The organism is Aeromonas sp. FDAARGOS 1405 (assembly GCF_019048265.1).
GTDB classification, from domain to species: Bacteria; Pseudomonadota; Gammaproteobacteria; order Enterobacterales; family Aeromonadaceae; genus Aeromonas; species Aeromonas veronii_A.
The window spans coordinates 1431007-1455000 of the sequence record NZ_CP077311.1 but is presented as its reverse complement, the minus strand read 5'-3'; the positions used below and the strand labels follow the sequence as shown (position 1 = coordinate 1455000).

At 60.9% G+C, this 23994-nt stretch carries 26 protein-coding genes (1 of these 26 only partly in view); 9 read left to right on the top strand and 17 right to left on the bottom strand.

Annotated features, from left to right (window positions below):
- Positions 1-1415 carry the 5' portion of a DNA polymerase I gene (polA, locus tag I6L35_RS06875; protein ID WP_216979857.1) on the bottom strand. 1351 nt of this gene lie to the left of the window's left edge, so only the first 1415 of its 2766 coding nucleotides appear in the window; it begins with the start codon at positions 1413-1415; the stop codon falls past the left edge of the window.
- A 400-nt stretch (positions 1416-1815) separates the two neighbouring features.
- Here polA and elbB point away from each other — a divergent pair, with 400 nt between their 5' ends.
- The gene (elbB, locus tag I6L35_RS06870) at positions 1816-2466 is read left to right on the top strand and encodes an isoprenoid biosynthesis glyoxalase ElbB (protein WP_216976548.1); all 651 of its coding nucleotides are present in this window, start codon (positions 1816-1818) and stop codon (positions 2464-2466) included.
- Between the two features lie 77 nt (positions 2467-2543).
- Here the strand turns inward: elbB and I6L35_RS06865 are convergent, their stop codons facing one another.
- The 4 genes from I6L35_RS06865 to I6L35_RS06850 all read right to left on the bottom strand — a co-directional run bounded on the left by I6L35_RS06865 (position 2544) and on the right by I6L35_RS06850 (position 6000).
- On the bottom strand, positions 2544-2753 hold the full coding sequence (locus tag I6L35_RS06865) for a cell division protein ZapB (protein ID WP_005342050.1): 210 nt from the start codon (positions 2751-2753) through the stop codon (positions 2544-2546).
- A gap of 246 nt (positions 2754-2999) precedes the next feature.
- The gene (locus I6L35_RS06860) at positions 3000-4280 is read right to left on the bottom strand and encodes a hypothetical protein (protein WP_202006045.1); all 1281 of its coding nucleotides are present in this window, start codon (positions 4278-4280) and stop codon (positions 3000-3002) included.
- Between the two features lie 20 nt (positions 4281-4300).
- Complete coding sequence (gene cysE, locus I6L35_RS06855) at positions 4301-5080, bottom strand: serine O-acetyltransferase (protein ID WP_202006043.1); 780 nt, start codon at positions 5078-5080, stop codon at positions 4301-4303.
- An 8-nt stretch (positions 5081-5088) separates the two neighbouring features.
- Positions 5089-6000: a cation diffusion facilitator family transporter gene (locus I6L35_RS06850; protein WP_216979856.1), complete on the bottom strand. Its 912-nt coding sequence runs from the start codon at positions 5998-6000 to the stop codon at positions 5089-5091.
- Between the two features lie 85 nt (positions 6001-6085).
- Between I6L35_RS06850 and I6L35_RS06845 the strand changes: the two genes are divergently transcribed.
- The 3 genes from I6L35_RS06845 to trmL all read left to right on the top strand — a co-directional run bounded on the left by I6L35_RS06845 (position 6086) and on the right by trmL (position 8672).
- The gene (locus I6L35_RS06845) at positions 6086-6781 is read left to right on the top strand and encodes a response regulator (protein ID WP_216979855.1); all 696 of its coding nucleotides are present in this window, start codon (positions 6086-6088) and stop codon (positions 6779-6781) included.
- Positions 6778-8133, top strand: coding sequence for an ATP-binding protein (locus I6L35_RS06840; RefSeq protein WP_041234368.1), 1356 nt, complete (start codon positions 6778-6780; stop codon positions 8131-8133). The genes I6L35_RS06845 and I6L35_RS06840 overlap by 4 nt, the downstream gene beginning before the upstream one ends.
- Positions 8134-8207: 74 nt before the next feature.
- Positions 8208-8672, top strand: a complete 465-nt coding sequence (gene trmL, locus I6L35_RS06835; RefSeq protein WP_064339004.1) for a tRNA (uridine(34)/cytosine(34)/5-carboxymethylaminomethyluridine(34)-2'-O)-methyltransferase TrmL — start codon at positions 8208-8210, stop codon at positions 8670-8672.
- A 13-nt stretch (positions 8673-8685) separates the two neighbouring features.
- Here trmL and I6L35_RS06830 read toward each other — a convergent pair whose 3' ends face one another.
- The 4 genes from I6L35_RS06830 to lexA all read right to left on the bottom strand — a co-directional run bounded on the left by I6L35_RS06830 (position 8686) and on the right by lexA (position 12209).
- Positions 8686-9975 (bottom strand): MATE family efflux transporter, encoded by a 1290-nt coding sequence (locus tag I6L35_RS06830; RefSeq protein ID WP_254204566.1) that lies wholly within the window; start codon positions 9973-9975, stop codon positions 8686-8688.
- Positions 9976-10049: 74 nt separating this feature from the next.
- The gene (locus I6L35_RS06825) at positions 10050-10676 is read right to left on the bottom strand and encodes an SCO family protein (protein WP_005339543.1); all 627 of its coding nucleotides are present in this window, start codon (positions 10674-10676) and stop codon (positions 10050-10052) included.
- A 210-nt stretch (positions 10677-10886) separates the two neighbouring features.
- Positions 10887-11102: a hypothetical protein gene (locus I6L35_RS06820; protein WP_240337223.1), complete on the bottom strand. Its 216-nt coding sequence runs from the start codon at positions 11100-11102 to the stop codon at positions 10887-10889.
- Between the two features lie 483 nt (positions 11103-11585).
- Complete coding sequence (gene lexA, locus I6L35_RS06815; protein ID WP_005339540.1) at positions 11586-12209, bottom strand: transcriptional repressor LexA; 624 nt, start codon at positions 12207-12209, stop codon at positions 11586-11588.
- Between the two features lie 204 nt (positions 12210-12413).
- On the opposite strand from lexA, the gene plsB reads away from it, so the two are divergent.
- Positions 12414-14837, top strand: coding sequence for a glycerol-3-phosphate 1-O-acyltransferase PlsB (plsB, locus tag I6L35_RS06810; protein ID WP_058057057.1), 2424 nt, complete (start codon positions 12414-12416; stop codon positions 14835-14837).
- A 69-nt stretch (positions 14838-14906) separates the two neighbouring features.
- On the opposite strand, the gene ubiA is transcribed toward plsB, so the two are convergent.
- Together ubiA and I6L35_RS06800 are read right to left on the bottom strand one after the other, a co-directional pair.
- Positions 14907-15776: a 4-hydroxybenzoate octaprenyltransferase gene (gene ubiA, locus I6L35_RS06805; protein ID WP_139736009.1), complete on the bottom strand. Its 870-nt coding sequence runs from the start codon at positions 15774-15776 to the stop codon at positions 14907-14909.
- Entirely contained in the window at positions 15773-16309 is a 537-nt protein-coding gene (locus tag I6L35_RS06800) for a chorismate lyase (protein WP_216979853.1), read from the bottom strand. The genes ubiA and I6L35_RS06800 overlap by 4 nt, the downstream gene beginning before the upstream one ends.
- A 145-nt stretch (positions 16310-16454) precedes the next feature.
- On the opposite strand from I6L35_RS06800, the gene I6L35_RS06795 reads away from it, so the two are divergent.
- Both I6L35_RS06795 and I6L35_RS06790 read left to right on the top strand, forming a co-directional pair.
- A complete protein-coding gene (locus tag I6L35_RS06795; protein ID WP_005339527.1) occupies positions 16455-16889 on the top strand; it encodes a flagellar basal body-associated protein FliL in 435 nt (144 codons plus the stop codon).
- Positions 16890-17001: 112 nt separating this feature from the next.
- Positions 17002-17166 (top strand): hypothetical protein, encoded by a 165-nt coding sequence (locus tag I6L35_RS06790; RefSeq protein WP_005339525.1) that lies wholly within the window; start codon positions 17002-17004, stop codon positions 17164-17166.
- Positions 17167-17186: 20 nt separating this feature from the next.
- Here I6L35_RS06790 and I6L35_RS06785 read toward each other — a convergent pair whose 3' ends face one another.
- The 5 genes from I6L35_RS06785 to waaF all read right to left on the bottom strand — a co-directional run bounded on the left by I6L35_RS06785 (position 17187) and on the right by waaF (position 21232).
- Complete coding sequence (locus I6L35_RS06785) at positions 17187-17519, bottom strand: DUF2799 domain-containing protein (protein WP_216979852.1); 333 nt, start codon at positions 17517-17519, stop codon at positions 17187-17189.
- 137 nt (positions 17520-17656) lie between these two features.
- Positions 17657-17782 (bottom strand): hypothetical protein, encoded by a 126-nt coding sequence (locus tag I6L35_RS21240; protein ID WP_005339521.1) that lies wholly within the window; start codon positions 17780-17782, stop codon positions 17657-17659.
- A gap of 74 nt (positions 17783-17856) precedes the next feature.
- The gene (locus I6L35_RS06780; protein ID WP_216979851.1) at positions 17857-18837 is read right to left on the bottom strand and encodes an MDR family oxidoreductase; all 981 of its coding nucleotides are present in this window, start codon (positions 18835-18837) and stop codon (positions 17857-17859) included.
- Between the two features lie 93 nt (positions 18838-18930).
- Positions 18931-20196, bottom strand: coding sequence for a lipid IV(A) 3-deoxy-D-manno-octulosonic acid transferase (gene waaA / locus I6L35_RS06775; RefSeq protein WP_216979850.1), 1266 nt, complete (start codon positions 20194-20196; stop codon positions 18931-18933).
- Position 20197: 1 nt separating this feature from the next.
- Entirely contained in the window at positions 20198-21232 is a 1035-nt protein-coding gene (waaF, locus tag I6L35_RS06770) for a lipopolysaccharide heptosyltransferase II (protein ID WP_100647129.1), read from the bottom strand.
- A 276-nt stretch (positions 21233-21508) separates the two neighbouring features.
- Between waaF and I6L35_RS06765 the strand changes: the two genes are divergently transcribed.
- Positions 21509-22285 carry a glycosyltransferase family 2 protein gene (locus I6L35_RS06765; RefSeq protein ID WP_216979849.1) on the top strand — a complete coding sequence of 259 codons (777 nt, stop codon included), beginning with the start codon at positions 21509-21511 and terminating at the stop codon, positions 22283-22285.
- Between the two features lie 51 nt (positions 22286-22336).
- On the opposite strand, the gene I6L35_RS06760 is transcribed toward I6L35_RS06765, so the two are convergent.
- Positions 22337-23374: a glycosyltransferase family 9 protein gene (locus I6L35_RS06760; protein ID WP_216979848.1), complete on the bottom strand. Its 1038-nt coding sequence runs from the start codon at positions 23372-23374 to the stop codon at positions 22337-22339.
- Between the two features lie 134 nt (positions 23375-23508).
- Here I6L35_RS06760 and coaD point away from each other — a divergent pair, with 134 nt between their 5' ends.
- The gene (gene coaD / locus I6L35_RS06755; RefSeq protein WP_216979847.1) at positions 23509-23994 is read left to right on the top strand and encodes a pantetheine-phosphate adenylyltransferase; all 486 of its coding nucleotides are present in this window, start codon (positions 23509-23511) and stop codon (positions 23992-23994) included.

Genomic DNA, 23994 nt, shown 5'->3' with positions numbered 1-23994 from the left:
CCTTTGCCCGCGATATCTTCAAACGAGGTGGTCTCGACTCCGAGATAACGCTTGGCCAGCGAATCCATGTCGTGGCGGCTGGCGGTGGAGTTGAGCACGTAGGACTCGAGCATGGTGTCGTAGGCAATGCCCTGCAGGTCGATGTCGTGGTTGAGCAGCACGTTGCGATCGTACTTGAGATTCTGCCCCACCTTGAGACGGGTCGGATCTTCCAGCAGCGGTTTGAGCTTGCCCAACACCACAGCCTCGCTCAGCTGTAACGGTGCCCCCAGATAGTCATGGCCAAACGGCACATAAGCAGCCTTGCCCGGCTCAACCGCGAAGGAGACGCCGACGATCCGCGCCTCCATATAGTCGAGACTGGTGGTTTCGGTATCGAAGGCAAACAACGGTGCCGCTTTCAGCTGTTCCAGCCAGCCGTCAAACTCGGCTTCGTCCAGAATGCAGCGGTAGTCGGTTTCGATGGCGGCAACCGGAGCGGCGCTCTCATCGCCAGCCTCGTCTTGTCCGGCGCTCTCGCTGCCCTCTTCACCACCGGATTCCAGCTCCTTGATCAGGTTGCGCAGCTCGTATTCGCGATAGACCGCCAGCAGGGACTCCTTGTCGACCGGCTTGAGCAACAGCTCTTCCAGACTCTGTTCCAGCTCGACATCGGTCTTGATGGTCGCCAGTCGATAGGAGAGGCGAACCTGCTCCTCCTGCTCGCGGAACTTGTCGGCAAACGCCTTGGAGCCACGGAAGCCGAGCGCGGCCACCTTGTCGAGGTTGGCGGCAATCTCGTCGATGCTGCCAATCCCCTGCAACAGGGCCAGTGCAGTCTTTTCACCGACGCCGGTCATGCCGGGAATGTTGTCGACCTTGTCCCCCATCAGAGCCAGATAGTCGATGATGAGCTCGGGCGGTACGCCAAACTTCTCGATCACCCCTTCCCTATCGGTCTTCACATCTTTCATGGTGTCGATCAGGGTGACATGGTCGGAGACCAGCTGTGCCATATCCTTGTCACCGGTGCTGATCAGTACCGGCAGCTGCTTCTCGGTCGCCTGGCGGGCCAGGGTGCCGATCACGTCGTCAGCCTCCACCCCCTCCACCATCAGGAAGGGGAAGCCCATCGCCTTGATCATCTGGTGGATAGGCGCGACCTGGCTGCGCAGATCGTCCGGCATGCTGGCACGGGTCGCCTTGTACTCGGGATAGATGTCATCGCGGAAGGTCTTGCCCTTGGCATCAAACACCACGGCCACATGACAGTCAGGATATTGCTTGCGCAGGCTGCGCATCATGTTGGCCATGACACGGACGGCGCCGCTTGGCAAACCGGTCGATGTGCGCAGATCGGCCTGCTGGGAGGCGAAGAAGGCGCGGTAAAGATAAGAGGAGCCGTCGACCAGAATAAGGGGGTTGCTAGGGGCCATGAAATCGTCCTGCCAGAGATAAACAGCCGCTAGGATGCCACAGGCCCCCCCTCACACCAAGGGGCGTAGCAACAACACACAGCGCCTGATAAATGGACTCAACCTGTGGATAACTCTGTGTTCAAAAATGGGGCGCATCAGAGTGCACAGTGACAAAACTGTGCATAAAAATATAAAAAACCATTAAAAACAATATATTGAGATCGCAAAAACCGATCGAGAGACAGTTAGAATGATCTCGATCAATGTGGAAAAAGATTTAAGGGAGTAGGTACAGCAGGATCCAAAACGAAACAATCCTAGCACAGCAAGATGACTTGACCAGCAGATGGCGAGCGATAACCATACAAAAGTACAACAATCCATCTTGGCTCACATTTTCAACAACGAGGAGTTTGCCATGAAAAAAGTGGCCGTGATTTTGAGTGGCTGCGGCGTCTTTGACGGAGCCGAAATCCACGAGGCCGTCATCAGCCTGCTGGCGTTGGCCCGTCAGGGAGCCGCCGTCCAGTGCTTCGCCCCGAACGTGGCGCAGCTCCATGTCATCAACCACCTGACCGGTGAAGTGAGCGAGGGAGAGAGCCGCAACGTGTTGGTCGAAGCGGCCCGCATCTGCCGTGGCCAGATCAAGGATGTGGCCGAGCTGGATGCGGTAGATTATGACGCCCTGCTGGTGCCCGGCGGCTTTGGCGCCGCCAAAAACCTGTGCGACTTCGCAATCAGGGGCGCCGAATGCCAGATCCAGCCCGATGTGCTGAAAGCGTGCCAGAGCTTTGCCAAAGCCAATAAACCGGCCGCCTATATCTGCATCGCGCCCGCCATGATCCCGCTGATATATGGTGCTGGAACGCTGGCGACCATCGGCCATGACGAGGGTACCGCCAACGCCATCGAGGAGATGGGTGGCAGCCATCTCAACTGCCCGGTCAACGAGTTTGTGGTGGATCAGGAGCGCAAGGTGATCTCCACCCCCGCCTACATGCTGGCCAACAACATAGTCGAAGCCGCGGACGGCATCGAGAAGACAGTCAAACAACTGCTGGCGCTGTAATTCCCATCCCGCCAAAACAAAAATAGACGGGCCGCTCATGGAGCGGCCCGTTTTCAATTCTGCCTGAAGGCGATGAATTAGATGGTTTCGCCCATCTGATCCATTTTACCCAGCAGGGCACGCAGACGCTCCTGCCATGCAGCGTGCTCGTTACGCAGCTGATGGTTCTCGTCTTGCAGCTTGCTGTTCTGTTCTTTCAGCTCGTCGAGCTCCATCTTCAGCAGGGAGATGTTGTCGACGGCGGATTGTACTTTGGATTCGAGTTGCTCAAGGACTTCTAGTGACATATGCATACCTGTTTGTTCAATTGCGATGCCCCACAGAGGGCGATTCAAGCGCGTGGAGCCAGCATACCCCGAGCCTATCGGCACAAACAAGCCAGTGCGCTGTAAAATGCGCCTTCCATAGATGTATTGTCTAAATATGCGTCTATTTTTCTCGCATCCTGCGCCCGAGTCGCGACAACACTCTAAACCGTACCTAAAAAGCGCCGCTACCAACGCATCATTGATGCCATCCTGATGGCACGGTCGCTATCCATGCAAGGCGATATAAGCCCCCAGCAACAGACAGGCGACCACATACATCAGCAGGCCGTAAAGCAGGTTCCAGCGCAGGATCAGCCCAGCACTGAGGTTGTAACGGGAGGCCAGCGCCAGATTGGATCCGGAGAGCGGACTGGTGCCGGTGGCAAGCCCCCATCCCAGCAGGAAACACATACCGAGCAGGCTGGGATCCGGCGCCAGCGGCCAGAGCAGTGGCGCCAGCCCGGAGATACTGATGAGCGGATGTACCCCGACGATGGCCACCAGCAGGATCAGCAGCAGAGTGAGGGATGCCTCCAGCCAGCCAAAGTGGTTGAACAGCGGCAGGCCGTGACCGGCACCGAAATCGATGACCGACAGCGCACTGTTGATGCCTGCCGCCAACAAACCGGCCCCCAGAAACAGCACCAGCTGACCGCCGATGGCGGGGAAACGCTCCACCACCTGCCGCTTGAGGGCCGCCTTGCGCCCTGTCCTCGGCATAAAGAGCAGCGCCAGCAGCGGGGCCACCAGTGCGATCACCGCCAGAATGCCGAGCTGGGGCCAGATCTGCTTGATGAGCAGTACCAGCAACGCCAGCGTGACTGGCAAACCCAGGGTCTGCAACCGCAGCGGATAACCGGCAAAGTCGGCCACTCCGATCCTCTCCACCTGCCAGGCAGTCAGCCCCATCGCCAGCAAGACGGCGAGGATCCCGAACGGCAGAATATGGGAGAGCTGCAAGCCCGGCGCATAGGTGAGCGCCACCGCCATGGCGACAAAGAAGGGTGACCAGAAGGCGGCGGCACAGAAAATCCGGCTCAGCACCATCACCTGACGCCGCTCCAGGGTGCCATTACGCTCCAGCCGATCGCCGATGATAAAGAGCACCGAGAGATTGATGACCGCCCCCAGCAGATTGAGGCTGGCCATGGTGCTCCACAGCCCCTTGCGCCCGGTCCAGGAGGTGGTGCCGGTCAGCAAGCCGGAAGTGGCAAGGTTGAGGGTGCTCACCGCGGCAAACATGGTGAGCATATTGATATTGGGCAGCAGCCAGTCACCGGCAATGAGGGTCGCGCCCTGCCACCAGGAGAAGATCAACAGCAGCAGGGCGGCACTATACAGGGCCAGCGCCTGCCGCCTGGCGGCCCCTACCAGCCAGGGCCAGGTGAGCAGTGACGCCCCCCAGGCTGCAATGGCCGCGGGCCAGGGGGAGAGACTCAGATAGAGATGAAGCAGGTTGAGCAGCCACATCCCCAAAATCAGATAACCCGACCAGCGTTTGGCCATCGACGCCTCCGGTCAGGAGATCAGAGACACTGATCCATATCCAGTGAAGGCTTGTCGCACTCCGGACGGCCGACGATCTTGGCGGGTACGCCAGCAACCGTGGTATGAGGTGGCACCGGGTTGATCACCACGCTGCCGGCGCCAATTTTGGCGCCCACACCCACTTCGATATTGCCGAGCACCTTGGCGCCCGCCCCTATCATCACCCCTTCGCGGATCTTGGGATGGCGATCGCCGCTCTCCTTGCCGGTACCACCCAGGGTCACGCTCTGCAGGATCGAGACATCATCTTCAATCACCGCCGTCTCGCCCACCACGATGCCGGTGGCGTGGTCAAACATGATCCCCTTGCCAATGCGGGCGGCCGGGTGTACATCCACCCCGAACACCACCGAGATCTGGTTTTGCAGATAGAGGGCCAGCGAGCGGCGCCCCTGGCGCCACAGCCAGTTGGCAACCCGATAGCCCTGCAGGGCATGGAACCCCTTGAGGTAGAGCAGCGGGGTGGAGAAGAGATCGACCGCCGGATCCCGCTCCTGTACCGCGCAGATGTCGGCCGCGACAGCCGCTAACAGTTCTGGCTCGCTGTGCAGGGCAAGCTCGATCACCTCGCGCAGGGCGATGGCGGGCATGGTGGCACTGTCGAGCTTGTTGGCCAGCTGGAAGCTGAGGGCCGAACGCAGATTCTTGTGATTGAGAATGGTGGAGTGAAAGAAGCTGGCCAGCATCGGCTCCTGAGCCGCCATGCACTGTGCTTCTTGCTGAATTTTGTGCCAGGTTTTGGCAACCAGTTCATCCATGTTGCAGCCTACTGTTGTTCTAGGTGAGGGCTCTGTTGTTCTTTTGTCAGCACCGAGATGGGGTCCATGTGGATGATGACATCCATCCGCTCGAATGCCTGGCGTACCGCCAGTTCGGCTTCATCGGCGATCTGATGGGCCTTGACCAGGGGGATCTGATCATCCAGTTCCAGATGCAACTGTACGAATCGGGTCGGCCCGGATTGACGGGTACGCAGGTCATGAACGCCGTGTACCCCTTCTACGGCACAGCAGAGGGCCATTATTCTCGCTTGTTCTTCCGCTGGCAACTGACGATCGAGCAGGGCCTGCACCGACTCGTAGCCGATATTTCCCGCCCCCCACAGCAGGAGCAACCCGATCAGGATGGCAAACAGGCCGTCAGCCCAGTACCACCCCTGTCCCGCCAGCACCAGCGCCAGCAAGACACCGGCGTTGAGCAGCAGATCGGAGCGGTAGTGCAACATGTCCGCCTTGATGGCCACGCTGTTGGTCTTGCGAATAACGAAACTCTGGAAACTGACCAGCAGCAGGGTCAGCACAATGGAACCGCCACTAACCCAGAGACCCGCCTCTAACCGTTCAATAGGTGCCTGTTTGAGCAGGGAGGAGATGCCGTGCATCACCAGCAGCAATGCGGAACCGGAGATAAAGGCCGACTGGATCAGCCCCGCCAGAGACTCCGCTTTGCCGTGACCGAAGCGGTGTTCATCATCGGCCGGGGCCAGCGCATAGCGAATGGCCAGCAGGTTGATGATGGAGGCACTCACATCCATGAAAGAGTCGGTGAGCGACGCCAGCAGGGTCGACGAATCGGTCATCAACCAGGCGATCAGCTTGCCGGTGATCAGCAAGGTTGCAGTGGTAACCGCCGCCATGCTGGCAAAGGTTACCCAACGGGAATATTGTTGATGGCTCAAAACCGGCTTTCCTCTGACGATGAAAAACTTATTATACCCTGACCCCGGCGTCGATTTGGCGCGAAAATCAGTGGAACAAGAAGCGATGAACAGAATACTCCTGGTCGACGACGATCTTGAATTGACCCAGCTGCTCACCGAAATTCTGACCCTGGAAGGATTTCAGGTCACGGTCGCCGAGGATGGTGAAGAGGGGCTGCAACGGCTGGCGGAGCAGGGCTTCGATCTGGTGCTGCTGGATGTAATGATGCCAAAACTCAACGGCTTTGCCATGCTGACCAAGCTGCGCAAAACCCATGAAACCCCGGTGCTGATGTTGACCGCTCGTGGCGACAGCCAGGATCGGGTCAACGGTCTGGAGGCCGGAGCCGACGACTATCTGGCCAAGCCATTCGACGATCGGGAGCTGCTGGCCCGGGTTCGCGCCATCCTGCGCCGCACCCAGAGTGCCCCGCCCCAGCGTGGCAGCTCCTCCGACGAAGTGCACTTCATGGATATAGTGCTGCAACCCGGCCTGCAGCAAGCCCGCTGCGGCGAACAGCTGCTGGAGCTGACAGCCACCGAGTTCGGACTGCTGGAGTGCCTGTTGCGCAATCCTGGCCAGATCGTCAGCAAGAGCCACCTCTCCGAACAGGTGCTTGGCAAGAAGCTGGAGCCCTTCGATCGGGCCATCGACATGCACCTGAGCAACCTGCGCAAAAAGTTGCCGGAGCGCAGTGATGGCCAGCCCCGCTTCAAAACCGTACGGGGGCGCGGTTACCTGTGGCTAGAGCAAGAATAAAGAGTACCAGCTCCCTCAACGGCATATCGACCCATATCTTCCTCTGGTTCTGGTTCATGCTGCTGGTGATGCTGGCCGCCGTGATCAGCCTGCCCACTCTGGATCCTCGCAACCAGATCCCGCTGCCGACCCATGAGGCAGTGCGAATGCAGAAAAATGTGCAGGCCCTGCTCAACGCTGCCGATCCGGATCAGGATTTCGATCTGGCCAAAACGATGGACAAGATCGCCATGCTCCCGGTGGACAATGTCTACCTGCGCGACGAGAGGGGCCAGATCCAGTCCACCACCCATCCGCGCAAGTTTGTGGTTCGCTTCATGGTGGACGCCGACGACCCGGCCAAACCCATGCTGGGCAACGAGGATCGCAAGGCGATCGCAGGGCCTTTCCTGATGGAGCACCGCGGCCATCGCTACCACGTCTATTTCGGCCTCAATGCCGAGAATCCCTATCTGTTCCTGTTCATTCAGGTGCTGGATCACCCGATCCGCATTCTGGGCATCTCAATGCTGGTCAGCACCCCGCTCTGCCTGCTGCTCGCCTGGCGGTTGACCCGTCCCATCCTGCAATTGCAAAAGTCAGTCTCCCAACTGGCGGCCGGCAATCTGGAGGTGCAGATCCCCAACTTGGGACGGGGCGATGAGATCGGTCAGCTGGCGGATAACGTCAGCCGCATGGTAGAGACGCTCAAGAGCATGATCCAGAAGCAGAAACAGCTGCTTTCCGATATCTCCCACGAGCTGCGCAGCCCCCTCACCCGGATGCAGTTGGCGCAAGCGCTGATCCGCCGCAAACAGGGGGATAGCGCCGAGCTGGCGCGGATCGAATCTGAGATTGGGCGGCTGGACAAGCTGATCGGTGACCTGCTCGATCTGTCGCGGGTGCAACAGCATGTTGAGGCCCCTATCGTGCAGCCGCTGGCCGATCTACTGGAGCCCATCCTCGAAGATGCGATGTTTGAGGCGAACCAGAGCGGTAAGCAGCTCAGGTTGCCACCGCTGCCCGCCGAGTCGATCCAGATGTGGCCCGAGCTGCTGGCCCGGGCGGTGGAAAACCCCCTGCGCAACGCCCTCAAGTATGCCCGCGAGTTCATCAAGGTTGAATGGTATCGGGATGGGCAGGAGTGGGTGATGACTATTCGTGATGACGGGCCCGGCGTCCCCGACGAACAGCAGATATTGCTGTTCCAACCCTTCTTCCGGGTCGATGATGCCCGCAACGCCAAGACCGGTGGCACCGGGCTGGGACTGGCTATCGCATCGGAGGCGATCCAGCGTCACGGCGGCACCATTACGGCCAGCAGCAATCATCCAACCGGACTGACCATCACGATCAAGCTGCCCATCGCCTGATCCTTTTCATCCGGACGGGCGCTGGGTATGCTGGCGCCCCTTCTTGCCTTTACATCTCTTTGCAGGAGCGCGTCATGCTCGATATCGTCCTCTACCAGCCGGAAATTCCGCCCAACACCGGCAATATCATCCGGCTCTGCGCCAATACCGGTTACCGGCTCCATCTGATCGAGCCGCTGGGATTTGAGTGGGATGACAAGCGGGTAAAGCGGGCGGGACTCGACTATCACGAGTTTGCCGAGGTGAAGCGCTGGCCGAGCTATGAGGCCTTTCTGGCCACCGTGGCGCCCAAGCGGGTGTTTGCCTGCACCACCAAGGGCCGCACCGCGCACTCGGCAGCACAATATGCCCTTGGCGACGCCCTGCTGTTTGGCCCGGAGAGTCGCGGCCTGCCCATCGAGATCATCGAGAGCCTGCCATTCGAGCAGCGGCTGCGCATTCCGATGGTGCCCCAGAGCCGCAGCATGAACCTATCCAACGCGGTGTCTGTCTTTGTCTACGAGAGCTGGCGCCAGCTCGGCTACGACGGTGCCATGTAAGCGCCACCGATGATCAGTGGCGGGCGTCGAGCAGATGCCCGCTGCGCTCCAGCCGCCAGCAAGTGACCCCAAGCGACAGACCGCGCCCCACCATCAGCGCCGCCATCGCCGCCCATAACGCGGCCACGCCCCACGACTGACAGAGCCACCAGATCGGGAAGAAGCCGCCAAACGCGGCCAGCAACATGCTGTTGCGCATCTCCCGCGCCCGGGTCGCCCCGATGAACACGCCATCCAGCAGGAAGCACCAGACCGCCAGCAACGGCATGGCGATCAGCCAGGGAAGCTGACGATTTGCCTCCGCCACCACGGCCGGAATGTCGGTGATATAGCCGATAAGGTGGGCACCAAAGAGGGCAAACAGCAGGGTAAAACCACTAGCGATGAGGGCAGCCCAGCCCAGATTGAGCACGATGGCCTCCCGCAGTTTCTGCCGATCCCGCTGACCGATGGCTCGTCCAACCATGGCCTCCACCGCATAGGCAAAACCATCGAGTCCGTAGGAGATAAGCATCAGGAAGTTGAGCAGCACCGCATTGGCGGCCACCGCCACATCCCCCAGTCGTGCCCCTTGCAGAGTCATGAAGGCGAAACAGAGCTGCAAACAGAGGGAGCGCAGGAAGATATCGCGGTTGAGACCGAGCAACCGCACCATGGGCGCAAGCTGCCGCCAGCGCTGCCAACCATCCTGCCACACCGTCGGCGCCAGTTGCCCCAGCTGACGGCGTACCAGCCAGATACCGACGGCCAGCGCGCAGTAGTCCGCCATGACCGAGGCTGCCGCCACACCCCGCACCTGCCAGCCGAGTCCCAGCACAAACAGGGCATCGAGCGCCATATTGACCAGATTGGTGAGGATCAGCATCACCATGGGGCTGCGGGCATCCTGCATCCCCAACAGCCAGCCCATGATCACCAGATTGCAGAGCGCCGCCGGGGCGCTCCAGATCCGCACCGCCACATATTGGCCCGCATAAAGCTGCACCTCGGGCGAGCCGCCACTCAGGGCGATCAGCCGTGGCAACAGCGGGAAGAGCAACAGCAGCAGCGTCAGGCCGAGAGCAATGGCCAGCCCCAGCGCCCGCAGCAGGGTATCGAGCTGGGCACGACCGTCGGCGGCGCCGTGCGCCTGCGCCGTCAGGCCGGTGGTCGACATCCGCAAGAAGCCGAGCAGCCAGAAGATGAGGTTGATCAGGGTCGCACCGACCGACACGCCCCCCAGAAACCAGGCCTGACCGAGATGACCGATCACCCAGGTGTCCACCAGCCCCAGCAAGGGGGTGGTGATATTGGAAAAAACCATGGGCAGGGCGAGCGCAAAGACAGCGCGGTGGCGAGAGGGATCTCGCCACCAGGGGGCAACAGCTGGGGTCACGCTCAGTGGCCTGCCAACTTCAGGATGCGGGCGAAATCAGAGAGCATGGTGGCCATCTGCACCCTGGGCACCTGACCCGGCGCCACCTGCGGGCGGAATACCGCCTGCAGCTTGCCCTTGGGATTGATGAGCACGATGGAGGCGGAGTGATCGATCAGATAATCCTTCTCCCCCTGATTGGCGATGGAGTAGATCAGCCCCAGATTGCGCACAAACGGGAACAGCTTGTCGTGGGGGGCGGTAGCCGCCTTGAATTCGGGATTGAAGAAGGCGGTATAGGTCTTGAGGCGTGGAATATCGTCACGCTGGGGATCCGCCGAGATAAACACCACCTGACTGTCGGGCGCCATCTTCTTCAGCTGGTCATAGACGGAGCGCATATCTGCCAGCGTGGTGGGGCAGATATCGGGGCAGAAGGTGTAGCCGACGAACAGGAAGGTCCAGTGCCCCTTCAGGTTGGCAGGAGTGAACGGCTGGTTGTCCGCATCGGTAAAGGCAAAATCATTGATGTCCCGCCCCGCCGGATAATAATCGGCCTGTTCCGGCTGCTCTGGCTGCGTGGCGTAAAACACCAGGATCAGACAGGCTGTCAGCAGCAGAAAGAGCAGGGGATAGCGGAGCTTCATCATAACAAGAGACCCTTTCAGTTCGAGGCAGATGGCCAGCAGTGACCGGACAAGAGGGAGGCATTGTACCCCAGCGAGCCGCCAAGGTGGTTCAATCTTGTGCAACGCCCTGTCAGGAGTCGACCATTTGGCATAATTAATCGCCAGTTGCGGCCATAAAAAAACCGGCCCCCTCGGGTGCCGGTTATGGATGGATTTGTTTGTCTCTTCTGCTCAGGGGCGAGCGTTACGCCCCTGCTGCAACATCTTGCCGATGGCCCGCACGCCGATGGGAATCACGGGGGCCAGCCAGCCCTCTTCCCCCTGGCGATCGCCGTGACCCCGTTTGAACAGCAGCACCAGACGCACCACCTTCTCTTTCGGGCATCCTAGCCAGAGCGTCCAGTGCGAACCACGATGGTGCAGCCAGACACCGTAAAACCAGGTCATCCGGCTACCTTTGACAAAACGGGTGATTGACGATTCCGCTGGCGCAGCCCCAGCCTCTGAATCCCATGGCGATCTTGATGCCATACCAGTCCTCCTTGACCGACAGGTCATGTTGCTTCGTCGGCCTGAACTGGGAACAGGCCCGTCACGACTATCTGCAACCATTACGAGTGGTCCCCTTTGCCCGATAAGGCTCGGGATCTCCCCACTCCCCCTTCATATCCCGTGAAGGTGTACTGCCCGATTCTCGTTGTTACCGGCCCTCCCGTCCTGCGCATTGCGATGGTCAGAGGGAGGCGCCAAGCCCAGTCTCGGCGACAGGGCACTGATCTGAGCATATATCTGAAATGGATGATTGGTAGCCGGTCGCGCAGGACAAAAATGCCGCCGCCGATGATCTGTTTGATATGACAGGGAAAGTGCGCCAGAAACAGCACGGCCTCCCGAAGGAGGCCGTGTGACAAACGCAGTTGGCGGGGATGATTACATCCAGTCGGCGTTGCGGATCACCCCGACCGCCAGCCCTTCGATGGTGAGCTGCTGGCAGGAGAGGTCCACCTCGATGGGGGAGAGCTCTTCATTCTCCGGCAGCAGCCATACCTGACTGCCCTTGCGCTGGAAGCGCTTGACGGTGACATCCTCATCGAGACGGGCGACGACCACCTGACCGTTGCGCACCTCCTGGGTCTTGTGCACCGCCAGCAGATCGCCATCCAGAATACCGATGTTCTTCATGCTCATCCCCTGCACCCGCAGCAGAAAATCTGCGCGCGGATGGAACAGGGCGGGATCAACCTGATAGTGGCTCTCGATATGCTCCTGAGCCAGAATGGGTTCACCGGCGGCAACCTTGCCGATGAGCGGCAGGCCGCTCTCTTCCAGCACCTCTTCCTCTTCGAGCAACAGGCGAATGCCGCGGGACGTGCCCGGCATGATCTCGATGACCCCTTTTTTGGCCAGGGCCTTCAGATGTTCTTCGGCCGCATTGGCCGACTTGAAACCAAGCTTCTGGGCAATCTCGGCACGAGTCGGCGGCATGCCGGTCTCGCTCATGTTCACCTTGATCAGCTCCAGCACTTCGGCCTGGCGGGGGGTAAGGGGTTTCATAGAATTGGCACCTGTCTTTTTATACAGCACACTGGCAGTATATACAGTGCAGTGGCCAAGGCAAGGCGCAGCTGACATTTGTCGCGACCAACCCCTCATTTACTGCTGTTTTGATCCTGCGCAGCCGACTCATCGTACCTCTCGGCGACAAGGGGCTGTCGATTTGCTATGCTCACGCCGCATTTTTTTGGAGAGCAGACGCACATGTCCCTAGGACAGAAGATTTCCAGAGCCATCTTGCAATGGCCGGTCAGCGGCTTGGTCAATCACAAGAGCCTGCCGGAAAATCCCATCACAGAACTCAATCTGGATCCGGCCAGACCCATCGTTTATGCCCTGAAAACCAGTTCGATCACCGACCTGATGACCTTGCAGCAGTGCTGCGAGGATCTCGGTCTGCCCGGTCCCTTCACGCCGCTGGAGCTCAACGGCCAGCTGCTGCCGCGCTATGTCTGTCTGGACCGTCCGCCTCCCCTGTTTGGCAAACGCAGCAAACCGCTCCCCTTCCTGCAGGAGTTCCACCAGCTGCTGGATCTGCACAAGCAGGATCCCGAGCTGGATATCCAGGTGGTGCCCGTCACCCTGTTCTGGGGCCGCGCTCCGGGTCGGGAAGGGGAAGAAGCCTCCGGCCTCAACATCATCAGCAGCCTGGCGCCGAACCGGCTGAAGAAGGCGCTTATCGTGATCCTCAAAGGTCGCGAGAATCTGGTGCGCTTCTCGCCGCCGCTCTCCCTGCGCTACATGGCCGACAAGCACGGCACCGACGAGGCCATCGCCCACAAGCTGGCGCGAGTGGCCCGTACCCACTTCAGCCGTCAGCAGCTGGCTGCCACCGGCCCGAAACTGCCGAACCGCAACCTGCTGTTCAAGCAGCTGCTCGACTCCGCGGTGATCCAGCAGGCGATTGAAGAGGAGGCCCAGCGCGAAGGGATCAGCCTCGAGAAGGCGCAAAAGCGTGCCCATGGCTACATGGACGAGATCGCCTCCAACTTCTCTTACCGTCTGATCCGCCTGGGCGAGAGCTTCCTCGGCTGGCTGTGGAACAAACTCTACCGCGGTTTGTCGGTCAATGGCGCCGAGAAGGTGCGCCAACTGGCGCAGGAAGGACACGAGATCGTCTACGTTCCCTGCCACCGCAGCCACATGGACTACCTGCTGCTCTCCTACGTCATCTACCACCAGGGGATGGTGCCACCCCATATCGCGGCAGGCATCAACCTCAACTTCTGGCCGGCGGGCCCGATTTTCCGCCACGGCGGCGCCTTCTTCATTCGCCGCACCTTCAAGGGCAACCCGCTCTACAGCACGGTATTCCGGGAATACCTCAACCTGCTGTTTGCCAAGGGTTACTCGGTAGAGTTCTTCACCGAAGGTGGTCGCTCCCGTACCGGCCGTCTGCTACCGCCCAAGACCGGCATGCTGGCGATGACCCTGCAGGCGATGATGCGCGGGCTGGACAGGCCGGTCACTCTGGTGCCGGTCTATCTGGGCTACGAGCACGTGATGGAGGTGAACACCTACCACAACGAGCTCAAAGGGAGCCGCAAGGAGAAAGAGAGCTTCCTGCAGGTGCTCGGCATCCTGCGCAAGCTGCGCAACTACGGCCGTGGTTTCGTCAACTTCGGCGAGCCGCTGACTCTCAACAGCTACCTGAGCGAACACATCCCCGACTGGAAAAAGCACATCGGGGAAGAGGAGCGTCCGGAGTGGATGGCGGGCACCGTCAACAATCTGGCCGAACTGCTGATGACCCGCATCAACGGCGCTGCCGCCGTCAACGGCCTGACCCTGAGCGCGCTGGCGCTGCTGGCCGCCGAGCGCCACGCCCTGACCCGCGACGAATTGCAGGCCCAGCTCAACACCTATCTGGATCTGCTCAAAGCGGTGCCTTACAGCCCGCAGAGCACCATTCCGGATGAGGATGCCAAGACCCTGCTGGATCAGGCGATGGAGCTCAACAAGTTCGAGGTCAGCGAGGACAAGCTGGGGCAGATCATCAGTCTCGACCGCTATCAGGCGATCCTGCTGACCTACTACCGCAACAACATCCTCCACCTGTTCGCCATGCCCTCTCTGGTGGCGGCATTGATCGAACGGTGCGAAGGGATCTCCCGCAGCGAGATCATGGCCCGTTGCATCGACATCTATCCGCTGCTCAAGACCGAGCTGTTCCTGCGTTATGAAGAGGAGGATCTGCCGGCGCTGGTCGACAGCCTGCTCGATGCCCTGCAGACCCAGCAACTGATCGAGACCCGCGATGACGGCTACTGGGTCAATCCGGCCAACCAGATGCGCCTGCTGCTGCTGGCGGAGAGCATTCAGGAGACCCTGCAACGCTACGCCATCGTGCTGACCCGGGTGTTGGCCCAGCCCCATATCGAGGCGGAGCAGCTGGAAGCGGACGGCCTGATGATGGCAGAGCGCCTCGGCACCCTGCACGGCATCAACGCCCCCGAGTTCTTCGACCAGAAGCTGTTCAGCACCCTGATCCACACCTTGCGCAAAGAGGGCTACCTCTCTCCCGAGTGCAAGCCGGATCTTGGCCGCTTCCAGGCGCTGGCCGACAACATAGTGCCGCTGCTGAGCAACAAGATCCGCCGCACCATTCAGGCAGGCAATCAGCTCTGATCTGCAACGCAAACAAAGAAGGCCGCATCATGCGGCCTTCTTTTTTATCGGAGTCTGCGCGGGAACATGTCACGCCAGCAGGTAGTCAAGCACCAGACCGGCAAACACCAGCGCCCCCACATAGTTGTTGTTGAGAAACGCCTGGAAGCAGGCTTCCCGCTGCCGCTCGCGAATAAGCCGCTGCTGATAGACAAACAGCACCGCCGCTCCCAGCAATCCCCAGTAATACCAGCCCCCCAGCGTCATCAGTTGCCCGACCGCCAGCAACAGCAGCAGCGTCGAGAGTTGCAGTGCGCCGATGATCCGCTTGTCGTAACGACCAAACAGGATGGCGCTGGATTTGAGGCCGATCTTGAGGTCATCATCCCGATCCACCATGGCGTACTGGGTGTCGTAAGCCACGGTCCAGAGCAGGTTGGCGAAGAAGAGCAGCCAGGCCACCAGCGGCAGGGCATCTGCCTGCGCCGCATAGGCCATCGGGATCGACCATGAGAAGGCCATCCCGAGCACCAGCTGGGGGTTGGAGATAAAGCGCTTCATGAAGGGGTAACTCACCGCCAGCAGCAGGGCGACAAACGACAGGCCGATGGTGAGCGGATTCATGGTCAGCACCAGCGCAAACGAGATAAGCGCCAGCACGAAGAAGAGCGCCAGCACCTCCCACGGCTTGACTCTACCCGTGGGCAAGGGGCGACCGGCGGTGCGTTTGACGTGGCCATCGAAGTTGCGATCCGCATAATCGTTGATCACGCACCCTGCCGAGCGCATCAGAAAGACCCCGACCACAAACACGGTCAGCACCCAGAGATTGGGCAGGCCACCAGCGGCCAGCCAGAGCGCCCACAGGGTTGGCCACAGCAGCAGCAGAGTACCTATGGGTTTGTCGACGCGGGCCAACTGCATGTAGGCAAGTCCCCGCTCCTTGGTTAACAGATTCACTCCAGCTCCTTGTCACAGACGAGAGAGGGCAGAAACAGCTCGTGCACCAGCAGTGGCCACTGCCCTAGAAACAGACGGGAACGACGCCCCCAGACAGTGGCGGCCGGGCAACGGGGATTGGCGGCAATATCGAAACGGGCCAGTTGCAGATGATCGCGGCGGGCAGGCTCATGGCCAAATACCCGCTCACCCAGCGGCTGCTCGCCAAGCTCGGCAATGCCGCTCCCTTGCAGTGCGTCATCGGCAAACAGGGTCCAGCCCAGCACGGCGGGCCCACGATCCCCGTGCAGGATCACCTCGCGGCAGATACCGGCCGGCGAGGCCGAATCCACCAGCCACTGCTCATCGGCAGTAAGGGCGACCGGGTGATTGCCCAGCCACTCCACCGAAAAGTGGCGATTGTACTGACGCAGACGCCGGGTCATGGAGCCGGGCTCCAGCAGCCAGGGGCGCAAGCTGGCGGGCAATTCGCAACATTCGGGGGCCAGCCACCCGCTTAACGGCGTGAGGGGAACAGTCAACTCGGACTTCACAGCTTCACCATCCAGAGATTTCCGTGTTCAGGTTAAAATCCGGTTTATTATCCGTAAATCAATAGCGAAATGTAAGAACATCCGTGCTTGACGGCCCCGATGGCAACATCAAAAATGGGTTATCTCTTGCTGATGAGCCATCTATATGAAGATCTTCAAAATTCTGCTGGTATTGTTACTGAGCTGTGGCGCCCTGCAGCAGCAAGCTCTGGCTGAAGATGAGCCGCCCGCCGAGGGCGCAGAGGGGGCTGCCAAGCCCGGTTTCTCCTACCACGCGCTCGATCCCGACATCATCACCAACTACCTGAGTGATAGCAAAACCCTCGGTTATATCCGGGTCACGGTAGAGCTGATGGCGGAAAACGAAGCCGATCTCAAGCTGCTGGAGCAGCATGACCCGCTGATCCGCGATGCCATCATCCGTCTGATTGGCAGCAAAAATGCCGATCAAGTGAAGTCCCTGACCAACCGAGAAGAGCTGCGCAAGGAGTGCGAGACAACCGTCAACGAACTGCTGGTGAAAGAGACCGGCAAGAAAGCGGTGCGCGAGCTTATCTTCACCAAGTTCCTCTACCAGTAATCCCTCCCGAAACAATCGCTTATTGGCATATCGGCCAATAAGCGAGCTTTGTCGGTTTATTCGAAATGAAAATCGATTACAATACGGCCGTCAAGTCGTAGAGGTAGTCGTTATGGGCAGCAAAACCCTGTGTGAATGGCGCCGTCACGAGATCCCCACCGATCTCAAGGCGTTGCGCAAGATAGTCCGCAAACCCAAGTTTGTCTGCAGCAAGTGTGCCCGCAGTGCCAATGACAAGGGTTACCTCTGCCAGCCGCTGCGTTTGAAAGAGGAGTAACGCCCCTCCCTGTCAGGGCGTTATTGATCGGTCCACCCCTGACGCCCCTGTTCGAACAGCCGGCGGGCCTGCATGTCGTTCGGGCAAACGCCGCGATACTCCTCGCCTGAGCGGCCAGCCAGATAGAGGTGCTCGGGGCGGCAATACCATGCCAATCCCTTCTGGTGTCCCTGCTTCCACCGTTCGGCATCCACCTTCTTGCCACACTGGCCCTGATGGAACTCGATCCGCTCAGTGGTGAAGCCCAGCTTGCCATCCGCCTCCCCCACCTCACTCCACACCTTCTCGCAGGGATCATCGTTGGAGACACAGCCACCCAGCAGGGCAGCCAACAATATGATGGTGAGTCGCATAGTCATCCTTGAGCGTCATTTGGGCAGTTCATTCTACTCAGCGCCCCGCCCCTGACCAAGGACGAACGCTCAGCCATGTGAGCGCGGCAAAAAAATCAGGCGGGCCCAAAGCCCGCCTGTTCGTTCAATGCCGTGGTTCACTGGTCATCGAAAGTGTCATCATCCTGCCAGCTTTCATCTTCCCACTGATCCAGCTCTTCTTCCCAGGAATCCGGCTCCCAATCATCATCAGAGGAGTCGTAATCCGGCTTGTGTCCACCCATCTTCACTCTCCTTGGATAGTTCACCCGCACTCCAATTTTATCCGGAATTGTCGGGCTCGCCAGTCAGAAAGAGTTCAAAGTTTGACCAGGGTCCGGCCGGCGATCTGGCCTTGCGTAATGGCCTCGGCTGCCTCCACTACCTGCTCCAACCCAATCTCGGTGACCGCCTGAGCGAAGAAGCTGGCAGGAAGATCCCGTGCCAGTCGCTGCCACGCCAGTTGACGACGTTCAAACGGGCACATCACCGAATCGACCCCCTGTAGCCGCACATTGCGCAGGATGAAGGGCATCACACTGGTAGGCAGATCAAAGCCGCCCGCCAACCCGCAGGCCGCCACGGCGCCGCCATAGTTCATCTGGGCCAGCAGCTTGGCCAGCACCTGACTGCCGACGGTATCGATGGCAGCGGCCCACAGCTGCTTCTCCAGCGGTTTGGCAGGCACCAGCAGCTCGCTGCGCGGCACGATGCGGCTGGCACCCAGCGCAGTGAGCATGGCGCCCTGCTCTTCCGGACGACCGGTCAGCGCAGCCACCTGATAGCCAAGGGCTGCCAGCAGGGCAACCGAGGTGGCCCCCACGCCGCCTGCCGCACCGGTGACCAGCACCTCGCCGCTATCTGGAGTAATACCCGCCTCTTCCAGTGCCAGCACGCAGAGCATGGCGGTGAGACCGGCGGTACCGATGCACATGGCCTGGCGCTCATCCAGCCCGGCGGGCAACGGCACCAGCCAGTCCCCCTTGACCCGCGCCTGTTCGGCCATGCCGCCCCAGTGCCCTTCGCCGACGCCCCAACCGGTCAGCACCACCTTGTCGCCGGTCTGATAGCGGCTGTCGGCAGATTCGAGCACGGTACCGGTGAAGTCGATGCCGGGCACCAGCGGCCACTGGCGCACTATCTTGCCTTTGCCGGTGATGGCCAGCCCATCCTTGTAGTTGATGGAGCTGTAAGCGACCGCTACCCGCACCTCACCTTCCGGCAACTGGCTCTCGGCCAGCCGGGTCAGAGTCGGAACAGTCTTGCCGTCTTGGTTTTCCAGTAACAGAGCCTTGAACATGGTTGCCTCTTTGATGACGTGTGAAACGGGGAGCAGCTGCTTTGGCGCTTTTGCAGTTGAAAATCGAGAGCCAGTACGATGCTCGTTATGGGTTCAGTCGTTCTCCAGTGCGGTCAGGCAGTGCGAGAGGGTACGCGCCAGGGCTCCCTGATTGCGCAGCACCACGGCGCGGGCCTGCTCGCCCATCTCGCGGCGGGCGCTCTCGTCGGCAAACAGCTGGCTCACCCGCTCGCCCAGCTCGGCGGCATCGGCCACGATGGCGGCGCCCCCCTGAGCCACCAGCTGGCGGGTGATATCGCTGAAGTTGAAGTAGGCGGGACCGGTCAGGCAGGGCTTGCCGAGCGCTGCCGGCTCCAGCAGGTTGTGACCACCGATCTTCACCAGACTGCCGCCGACGAAGGCCACATCGGCCGCCGCCAGCATCAGCGGCAGTTCGCCCATGGTATCGCCGAGATAGACCTTATCCTCCGCACTCACCGCAGCACCATCAGTGCGCCGCACGCAGCCGTAAGGGGCACACAGCTCGGCCACCCGGTCAAACCGCTCGGGGTGGCGAGGTACCAGAATGAGCAGCGCGTCGGGATGGCGTTTGAGCAGCAGATCGAAGGCGGCCAGCACCTGCTCGTCCTCACCCAGATGGGTGCTGGCGGCGATCCAGACCGGCCGCTCGGCACCCAGCTGCTGGCGCAGGGCGCGCCCCTTGGCCTGCACCTCGTCACCAAACTGGATGTCGAACTTGATGGAGCCGGTCACCGCCAGCCGCGAACGATCGATGCCGAGGCGGGCGAAGCGGTCGGCGTCATCCTGATGCTGACAGAGCAGATGGGTCAGCGGCCGGCTCAGGGCGTCGAAGGCACCGTGGAAGCGGGCATAACGCTGGCAGGAACGCTCGGAGAGGCGGGCGTTGATGATGGTCACCGGCAGGTGGCGCGCCTCGCAGGCGGCCAGCCAGTTCGGCCACAGCTCGGTCTCCATCACCCAGAGCGCGCGCGGCTTGAAGGTGTCGAGAAAGGCGGCAATGGCCCAGGGGTAGTCGAGCGGCGCGTAGCGATGGATCACCAGATCCCCCAGCCTGGCAGCCTGATCGGCACCGGTGCGGGTGGTGGTGGTGAGCAGGATCGGCAGATCGGGCCGCTCCGCCTTGAGGGCGCGAATGAGCGGCGTGATGGCCAGCGTCTCCCCCACGCTCACCGCATGGATCCAGAGCGGCGCCTCCTGTCCGGTGGCGGGCAGCCGCCCGAGATGCTCGGCCCAGCGCTTGCCAAAGCCGGGCTTGCCTTTCTTAGGCTTGTAGAGGGCCAGCAGCGCCAGCGGCAATCCCAGATGGATCAGCAGGTTGTAGAGCAGGCGGTAGGGCATCTTACTGACTCTGCTCCAGCTTCTTGCAGGCATCGACCACCTGCTCCGGCGCCAGCTCGATCAGGCACTTGAGATGGCCGAACTTGCAGGTGCGCTTGAAGCAGGGGCGACACTCGATGTCGGTGTGAACGATCTCGACCCGATCCGCCAGCGGCGGGGTGTAGAGCGGCGAAGTGGAGCCATAGACGCCCACCAGCGGCCGGTTGAGGGCGGCGGCGATGTGCATCAGGCCGGAGTCGTTGGAGATGACCCGGCTGGCCAGCGCCATCAGATCGATCGCCTCGTGCAGGCTGGTCTTGCCCGCCAGCACGTGGCAGTTGGGGCGGGTCAGCAGGTTGACCCGATCCCGGATGGTATTGGCTACCGGCACATCCTTGTTGGAGCCGAAGATCCACACCTGCCACCCCTCGTCCAGATGCTGCTGAGCCACCACGGCGTAGTGCCCCTCCGGCCAGCGCTTGGCCGGGCCAAACTCGGCACCGGGACAGAGCACCAGCACCGGGCGGGCGCGATCCAGCCCCAATCGCTCCAGCGCCTTGCTCTGGTTAACCAGATCGACGTGCAGAGAGGGGTGCGGAATGGTCGGAATATCGGCCCGGCTCTTCATCTGCGCCTTGGGATAGGCGAGCGCCAGATAGCCCTCCACCATCAGCGGAAAAGCAGACTTGTTGCTGCGCAGGTCGTTGAGCAGACCGTAGCGGCTCTCGCCCTTCCAGCCGGTACGGACCGGAATGCGGGCAAACCAGGGGATCAGCGCCGACTTCATGGAGTTGGGCTGGACGATGGCCTGATCGTACTTCTCCGCCGCCAGCTGCTTGCCGAGGCGGCGGCGTGCCACCAGCTTGAAGTCACCGTGGCCAAGGGGCATGGTGATCGCCTTGTCCACCTCCGGCATCCGCTCCAGCAGGGCGCAGCACCAGGCGGGGGCCATCACGTGCAGCTCGCACTCCGGATGGTTGGCCTTGATCGCCTTGTAGAGACTCTGGGACATCACCATATCGCCGACCCAGGAGGGGCCGATCACCAATATTTTCATTACGCGTCTTCTCTCGGGTCTGGCCCGGCTGTTAATCATCACTGGGCGAGATTATGCCCCAAGAATGACTGGATAAATAACAGAAGATCCTTGGCAGACGCTGCCGTCACCCCATTTTTCCAGCGGTGGCCCGCTTCCAACCGGACGAGAGGAGACAGTCAAACAGCTGATGGAAACGGGCAATGGCGGCTCTCTCTTTGGCCCATTTTTCCGTTAGAATGGCCCATCAATACGCATTCGACCCGCCAGCCGGGCAATAACCGTGAGCCCACATTCGTGAAAAAACCGACTCTGGCTGCCGTTCTGATCGTCAAGAATGAAGCCGACAACCTGCGCAAGTGCCTCGCCTCCCTCGACGGACTGGTGGACGAGATCGTCATTCTGGACTCCGGCAGTCAGGACGAGACCCCGGCCATCGCTGCCGAGTTTGGTGCCCGCTTCTTCGTCAACGCCAAGTGGCCGGGCTTTGGCAAACAGCGCCGACTGGCCCAGTCCCACGTGCAATCCGACTGGGTGCTGTGGCTGGACGCCGACGAGCGGCTCACCCCCGAGCTGAAAACCTCCATCGCCGAGGTGATGGCCAATCCGGCCAGCGATACCATCTACTCGATCCCGCGCCTCTCCTGGGTGTTTGGCCGCTTTATCCGCCACAGCGGCTGGTATCCGGATCGGGTGCTGCGCCTCTATCCCAAGGCGCTCACCAGCTACAACGAGGCACTGGTGCACGAAAAGGTGGAAGTGCGCGCCAACATGAAGATCGTCAATATTCATGGTGACCTGCTCCACTTCACCTATCGGGATCTGGAGCACTATCTGGTGAAATCGGCCGGTTATGCCCGCGCCTGGGCCGATCAGCGCACCGCTCGCGGCAAGAAGGGCTCTCTCAGTCAGGGGCTGATCCACGCTGTCGGCTGCTTCCTCAAGATGTACCTGCTCAAAGCGGGCTTCCTCGACGGCAAGCAGGGGTTGCTGCTGGCGATCCTCTCCGCCCATTCCACCTTCGTCAAATACGCCGACCTCTGGGTGCGCCAGCAGCCGCAGCAGCCGGAATAACCGTCATACGAAACAGGGCCCCGCGGGGCCCTGTTTGCATTACTGCATACCTTACTTGCGCCAGAAAGGCGCCGCCCAGCGGGCCATCACCGGCACCATGGCCTTGGGATCGAGCTGGCTCATATCCTCAGGATGGTCGCTATCCTCCGGCGGGCTGAAGGCGAGGTGACGCCCTTCGCTGTTGAGGGGCTTCCAGCGCAGCGGAGTAGCGGAGCGGCGCATCGGGAAGAAGCCGATGGTCGGCACATCGAGCGCGCCAGCGATATGGAGCGGGCCAGTACTGCCTGCAACGAACAGGGCGGCGTTAGCCAGCACCTGACAGAACATCGGCAGACCATCGCTGGAGCGGTAGATCCAGCCGTTGCCGCCGTGGGCCAGCAACTCGGCCGCCAGCTGTTCGGCCATCTTCTCCTCACCCGGGCCTGCGGTCAGCACGCACTGCAGCTCGGGGCAGGCCTGATTGAGCTTGATGATGATGCGGGCATACTGCTCGATGGAGAGGTTGTTGGCCGAACCGCCGCTACCGGCATGCACCATCAGCCAGGGGCGGCTGGCATCGAGCTTGAGCTTGAGTGCCAGCTGTTCGCGCACCTGTCGCAGGGTCTCGTCATCGAACTGCAGGAAGGGGGTCTGGGGCTCCACCACGGCCACCTGCTGATCGGCCAGGAAGCGGCGGATCAGCTCCAGGTTGTACTCGGACTCCGGCTTCTGGGAGCGGGAACGGCGCTGCACCAGTCGCTGGTTGTAGAGCACCTGCGCCAGCTTGGTCGCCGGGGCCAGCCGGTAAGGGATATGTGCCTTCCACACCAGCATGGCGTTGCGGGAGTTGGAGAAGAGGCAGATGGACGCGTCGAACGCCGCCGCCTTGATCCGGGCCAGCAGTGCCCGCTGTTGCTCCTTGTCGGCACGCACGCCCGGATCGATGATCACCTCGTCAATCCAGGGGCAGAGCCGGGCCAGCGGGGCCGTGTAGGCCGGAACCAGGGCAGTCACATGACACTCCATGGAGCCTTTGAGCATGGCGAAACTCGGCCACGCCAGCATGAAGTCACCAATCTTGTCATTGCGAACGACCAGAATACGTTTCATAAAAAATCCCTTTGCTCCCTGTCACCAATGCAGGGAGGCTTGATGCGCGATGGCGTATTCTTGCCTGATGCACTGCTATTCTCAAGCGACGACCTTATAATGCGACCAAATTTCCAGGTTGCAGGACCACAAAGATGACTACCAGGGTGATCTATCCCGGGACATTTGATCCCGTTACCAATGGCCATGCCGACCTGATCGGCCGCGCCGCCAAGCTGTTTGACGAGGTGATCGTCGGCGTCGCCAACAGCCCGAGCAAGCGCCCGCTGTTCGATCTGGCGGAACGTGTCCAGCTTGTCCAGCAAGTGACCAGCCAGCTTCCCAACGTCAAGGTGGTGGGCTTCTCCGGGCTGCTGGTCGATTTTGCCAAAGAGCATCAGGCCAATGTGCTGATCCGCGGCCTGCGCGCCGTCTCCGACTTCGAGTACGAGTTCCAGCTGGCCAATATGAACCGCCGCCTGATGCCCACGCTTGAGAGCGTCTTCCTCACCCCGGCGGAGGAGAACTCCTTTATCTCTTCCACCCTAGTGAAAGAGGTGGCGCTACACGGTGGCGATATCCGCCAGTTTGTCGACCCCTTAGTGGCACAGGCTATCGCAGCCAAACAGCAACAGCGCTAA